Source organism: Streptomyces rubellomurinus (assembly GCF_000961885.1).
In the GTDB taxonomy this organism is placed as follows: domain Bacteria; phylum Actinomycetota; class Actinomycetes; order Streptomycetales; family Streptomycetaceae; genus Kitasatospora; species Kitasatospora rubellomurina.
The window spans coordinates 1-5,585 of sequence record NZ_JZKH01000175.1 but is presented as its reverse complement, the minus strand read 5'-3'; the positions used below and the strand labels follow the sequence as shown (position 1 = coordinate 5,585).

The window sequence follows — 5,585 nt, the reverse complement described above, 5'->3', positions numbered from 1 at the left end:
GCCCGGCTGGTCGTCGCCGAGAACGCCACGTCCGCGACCGAGAGTTCGGGCTTCGCCAGCAGGTGCGACCGCAGCCGCTCGGCCTGCGCCCGCAGCGCCACGTCCGTCCGGGCGGACACCACGACCGGCAGCGGCGCCGCCGGCCCGGCCGGCTCGACCGCCACCGGCTCGGACGCCGGCGGCTCCTCGACGATGATGTGGGTGTTGGTGCCGCTCACGCCGAAGGAGGACACGCCCGCCCGGCGCGGCCGCTCGCCCGCCGGCCACTTCCGGGCCTCGGTCAGCAGCTCGACCCGGCCGGACTCCCAGTCCACGTGCGAGGACGGCTCGTCCACGTGCAGGGTCTGCGGCAGCAGCCCGTGCCGCATCGCCATGACCATCTTGATCACGCCCGCCACGCCGGCGCCCGCCGAGGTGTGACCGATGTTCGACTTGATCGAGCCCAGCCACAGCGGCTCGTCCCCGGCCCGCTCCCGCCCGTAGGTCGCCAGCAGGGCCTGCGCCTCGATCGGGTCACCCAGCTTGGTCCCCGTCCCGTGGCCCTCGACCGCGTCCACGTCGGCGAGCGACAGGCCGGCGCTGGCCAGCGCCGCCCGGATCACCCGCTCCTGCGACGGGCCGTTCGGCGCGGTGAGGCCGTTGCTGGCGCCGTCCTGGTTGATCGCGGTGCCCCGGATCAGGCCGTGGATGCGGCGCCCGTTGCGGCGCGCGTCGGACAGCCGCTCCAGCACGAGCAGCCCGAGGCCGTCCGAGAAGCCGGTGCCGTCCGCCGCCGACGCGTACGCCTTGCAGCGCCCGTCCTCGGCCAGGCCGCGCTGGCGGCTGAACTCGCGCAGCATGAACGGGCTGGGCATCAGCGTCACCCCGCCCGCCAGGGCGAGCGAGCACTCGCCGTTGCGCAGCGCCTGCACGGCCATGTGCATGGCCACCGAGGAGGACGAGCAGGCGGTGTCGACGGACACCGCCGGGCCCTCCAGCCCGAGCAGGTAGGAGATCCGGCCCGAGGACACGCTCGCCGCGCCGCCGGTGAGCTGGAAGCCCTCGATCTCCGGCAGGGCGCGCTCCTGCCCCATGCCGTAGTCGGTGACGCTCAGGCCGCAGTAGACGCCGGTGTCGCTGCCGCGCAGCGCGCCGACGTCGATCCGCGCGTCCTCGAAGGCCTCCCAGGAGGCTTCCAGCAGCAGGCGCTGCTGGGGGTCCATCGCGGTCGCCTCGCGCGGGCTGATGCCGAAGAACTCGGCGTCGAACTCGCCGATGCGGTCGACGAATCCGCCGCCCCGGGCGTAGACCGTGCCGGGCTGCTCGGGGTCCGGGCTGTACAGCCGCTCCAGGTCCCAGCCGCGGTCGTCGGGCAGCGGCGCGATGGCGTCGCGCCCCTCGGCGACCAGCTCCCACAGCTCGTCCGGCGAGGACACCCCGCCGGGGTAGCGGCAGCTCATGCCGATGATCGCCAGCGGCTCGGTCGCCCGGGACTCGGCCTCCTCCAACTGCGCCCTGGTCTCGTTGAGTTCGAGCGCGACCTTCTTGAGGTAGCGGACCAGCTTCTCCTGCTGGTCGACGTTCTCCGTCATCTCCGTGTCCCCCGTCACTCGTCCCCCAGCTGAACATCGATCATTCGGAACAGGTCCTCGGCGGTGGTCGCCGCTTCGAGCTGCTCCCGCTCGCTCTGCGCCCGGCTCACCGGCTCGCCCTCGGCCGTGCCGCCGGCCGCTGCCGCGGCTCCGGCACTGATGGCCGACAGCAGGGTGCGCAGGCGCTTGGCCACCCGCTGCTGCTCCTCCGCCGAGCTGGCGGCGAGCATCTCCTCCAGCCGGCGGACCTCCTGGTCGATCGGAGGCTCGGCCGGCGTGCCGCCGCCCAGCTCCGACAGCAGCAGCTCCGCCACCGCCGCCGGCGTCGGGTGGTCGAACACCAGGGTGGCCGGCAGCCGCACGCCCGTGGACTGGGCGAGGCGGTTGCGCAGTTCGACGGCTCCGAGCGAGTCGAAGCCGAGGTCCTTGAAGGCCCGGTCCGGCTCGATCGCGGCCGCCGAGGCGTGCCCGAGGACGGCCGCGACCTGCGCCTGGACGGCCTCCAGCACGATCCCCGCGCGCTCTGCCTCCGGCACCGCCGCCAGCCGCTGCACCAGCATGCTCGCCCCGGTGTCGGCCGCCCTGGCGGGCAGCCGGACCAGGCCGCGCAGCAGCGGCGGCAGCATCCCGGCCCGGGCCTGGGCGCGCAGCACGGTGGTGTCCAGCAGCACCGGGGCCACCACGGCCGCGTCCACGTCCAGCGACCGGTCGAACAGGGCCGGGCCGGTCTCCGGGGTCAGCGCGCTGACGCCCATCCGCTCCAGTCGGGCGAACTCGGCCTCGCCCAACTGGGCCGCCATACCGGCGGTTTCGGACCACAGGCCCCAGGCCAGCGAGACCGCCGGCAGGCCGGCGGCCCGGCGGGACGCGGCCAGCGCGTCCAGCGCCGCGTTCGCCGCCGCGTAGTTCGCCTGGCCCGGGCTGCCGATGAGCGCGGACACCGAGGAGAACAGCACGAACGCCCTGAGCTCGGATGCGGCGGTCAGCTCGTGCAGGTGCCAGGCGGCGTCGAGCTTCGGGCGCATCACCCGCTCGACCTGTGCGGGCGACAGCGAGGCGATCACGCCGTCGTCGAGCACACCGGCGGCGTGCACGACGGCGGTCACCGGGTACTCCAACGCGCCGAGCGCGGCGGCCAGTTGCTCGCGGTCGGCGACGTCGCAGGCGACGACCTGCGCGGTCGCGCCCAACTCCGCGAGCTCGGCGACCAGTTCGGCCGCGCCGGCGGCCCGCGGGCCGCTGCGGCTCAGCAGCAGCAGGTGGCGCACGCCGCGGGCGGCGGCGAGGTGGCGGGCGAAGACCGCGCCCAGGCCACCCGTACCACCGGTGATCACCACCGTGCCCTCGGCGTCGAACTCCACCGTCTGCGGCTCGCCGGCCGAGGCCTTCACCAGGCGCGGCGCCAGCGGCTTGCCGGCGCGCAGCGCCAGCTGCGGCTCGTCGGCGTCCAGCAGTGCGCCCCAGTCCGGCTCGGAGCCGTCCAGGTCCAGCAGCAGGAACCGGTCCGGGTTCTCGGACTGCGCGCTGCGCAGCAGGCCCCACAGCGCGGCCTGGGCGACGTCCGCCGCCCCGCCGTCCACGGCCACCGCGTTGCGGGTGACCAGGGCCAGCCGGACCTCGGCCGTCCAGTCGGCGGCCAGCCACCGCTGCACCAGGGCCAGCGCCCCGGCCACGGCCTCGCGGGCCGCCTCGGCCCGGTTGCCGCCCTCCGGGGTGGCCACGGACGCGACGACCAGCCGCGGCTTCGGGGCACCCTCGGCGAGCGCCTTCTCCAGCGCTGCCAGGTCGGCGAACGCCTCGCCCTCGACACCGGCACCGCCCAGCACCGCCGGGCGGACGGGCTGCGCCGCGCCGAGCGCCACCGGGGACCAGTCCAGCTGGTACACCGACTGGGCGCCACCGCGCCGCAGCCGCTCCAGCTGGGAGAGGTCGACCGGGCGCATGTCCAGCCGCTCCAGGCTCAGCACCGGCTCGCCCTGCTCGGACACCACGTCCACCCGCAGGGCGGACTCACCGGCGGGCGAGATCCGGACCCGGACCCGGGACAGGCCCTGACGTCCGCCCGTCACCTTCGACCACGAGAACGGCAGCAGGGTCGCGCCGCCGTCCGCGCCCTTCTCCGCGAACGCGCCGTGCAGCGTCGCGTCGAACAGCGCCGGGTGGAGAGCGAAGCCCTCGCCGCCGGTGTCGCCCGGCAGGGCCACCTCGGCGAAGACCTCGGAGCCCACGCGCCAGGCCGTCCGCACGCCCTGGAACACCGGGCCGTAGTCGAAGCCGAGCTCGGCCATGCCCGCGTACAGCGCGGCGCCGGTCATCTCGGTACCCCCAGCAGGCGGCCACTCGGTCGGCAGCCACACCGCCGGAGCGGCGCCCTCGGCCGCCAGCCAGCCACGGGCGTGGCAGACCGCCTCCGTCACCTCGTCGGCCGCCGACTCCGGACGGGCGAACACCGCCACCTCGCGGCGGCCGTCCGCACCCGCGACGCCCACCGTGACGCGCAACTGCGCGGCGGCGCCCTCGTCCAGCAGCAGCGGCGACTCCATCACCAGCTCGTCCACCACCGGCGCACCCACCCGGCGCCCGGCCGCCGCGACCAGCTCCACCCAGGCCGTGCCCGGGACGATCACCATGCCCAGGACGACGTGGTCGCGCACCCACGGCTGCGCCTCGGCGGAGAACCGGCCGGTGAACACCCACTCGTCGCGGTCGCCGACCTGCACGGCCGCCGCCAGCACCGGGTGCTCCATCCGGTCCAGCCCGGCCGCGATGACGTCACCGCCCTGCGCGGACGGGGTGAGCCAGTAGGTCTCCCGCTGGAAGGCGTAGGTCGGCAGGTCGACGACCTTGGCGCCGGTGGCGGCGAACGCGGACTCCCAGTCGACCTTCACGCCGGCGGCGTGGGCCTGGCCCAGGGACAGCAGGAAGCGCGGCAGGCCGCCCTCGTCCCGCTTCAGCGAACCCACCACCGAGACCCGGCCGTTGGCGTCCGCCGCCTCGACGGCATCCTCGACCGCCATGGTGAGAACGGGGTGCGGGGAGGCCTCGACGAAGCAGCCCATGCCCTGGTCGATCAGCGCGCGGATGGCAGGCTCGAATCCGACCTGGCCGCGCAGGTTCCGGTACCAGTAGGCGGCGTCCACACCCGCCGTGTCGATGAACTCGCCGACCACGGTGGAGTAGAACGGGATCCGGCCGCTGGTCGGCTCGACCGGCGCGAGGGCGGCGAGCAGCTCGGCCTCGATCGTCTCGACCTGCTGCGAGTGCGAGGCGTAGTCCACCTTGACCTTGCGGGCCCGGATGCCGTCGCGCTCGCAGGCCTCGAACACCTCGTCCAGCGCGGCGACTTCACCCGCCACGACGACGGCGGCGGGGCCGTTGACGGCGGCGACGGAGAGGCGGCCCGCGTACGGCGCGAGCAGTTCCTCGACGCGGTCGACGGGCAGGGCCACGGACATCATGCCGCCCAGGCCCGCGAGCTTCTCGCGCACCAACTGGCTGCGTACCGCGACGATCCGGGCCGCATCGCGCAGCGACAGGCCGCCCGCGACGTACGCCGCCGCGATCTCGCCCTGCGAGTGGCCGACCACCGCCGCGGGCTCGACACCGTACGAGCGCCACAGGGCGGCGAGGCTGACCATCACCGCGAACAGAGCCGGCTGGACGACGTCCACCCGCTCGAACGACGGCGCACCCTCCCTGCCGCGGAGGACGTCCTCCAAGTTCCAGTCCACGAACTCGGCCAGCGCCTCGCCACAGGCCGCGATCTCCGCCGCGAACACCGGCGCCGAGTCCAGCAGTTCGACGGCCATGCCGACCCACTGCGCGCCCTGGCCCGGGAACACGAACACCGGCTTCACCGTGCCACCGGCCGAACGCCCCTCCACCACCAGCGGCGAGGGCTCGCCCAGCGACAGAGCCGCCAGACCCGCCAGCAACTGCTCACGATCAGCGGCCGCCACCACACCCCGGTGCTCCAACTGCGCCCGCGTCGTCGCCGCCGAGAACCCCACATCG

At 75.1% G+C, this 5,585-nt stretch carries 1 protein-coding gene and 1 pseudogene; both read right to left on the bottom strand.

Going from position 1 to position 5,585, the window contains the following annotated elements; genetic code table 11:
- Positions 1-1,550, bottom strand: a pseudogene (locus VM95_RS36715) (type I polyketide synthase); the annotation flags it as partial.
- 35 nt (positions 1,551-1,585) lie between these two features.
- On the bottom strand, positions 1,586-5,506 hold the full coding sequence (locus tag VM95_RS36710; protein ID WP_052707806.1) for an SDR family NAD(P)-dependent oxidoreductase: 3,921 nt from the start codon (positions 5,504-5,506) through the stop codon (positions 1,586-1,588).
- Positions 5,507-5,585 lie beyond the last annotated feature (79 nt).